Annotated in this window: 1 rRNA gene; it reads right to left on the reverse strand. The window is 51.3% G+C overall.

The features are described from left to right. A 5S ribosomal RNA gene (gene rrf, locus QMX98_RS34920) occupies positions 1-113 on the reverse strand; the annotation flags it as partial. Positions 114-337: the final 224 nt, after the last annotated feature.

Here is a 337-nt window from a genome sequence, read left to right on the forward strand (position 1 = left end):
TGACGATGACCTACTCTCACATGGGGAAACCCCACACTACCATCGGCGATGCATCGTTTCACTGCTGAGTTCGGGATGGGATCAGGTGGTTCCAATGCTCTATGGTCGTCAAGAAATTCGGTAGCCAGGTCGTTTGCCTTACGGCGCGCGCTCCAGCGAATGGGTATGTGATAGATCTCGGTGTTTGTGAACAATCGAACTTTCGGTTCGTTTCGTCTTCACACACCGCAATCTGGTGCCCTTTCAGGTCAGCAAATTGCTTGGGTGTTATATGGTCAAGCCTCACGGGCAATTAGTATTGGTTAGCTCAACGCCTCACAGCGCTTACACACCCAAC

Origin of the sequence: Pseudomonas sp. PS02303 (genome assembly GCF_029959925.1) — a bacterium.
Classification (GTDB): domain Bacteria; phylum Pseudomonadota; class Gammaproteobacteria; order Pseudomonadales; family Pseudomonadaceae; genus Aquipseudomonas; species Aquipseudomonas mandelii.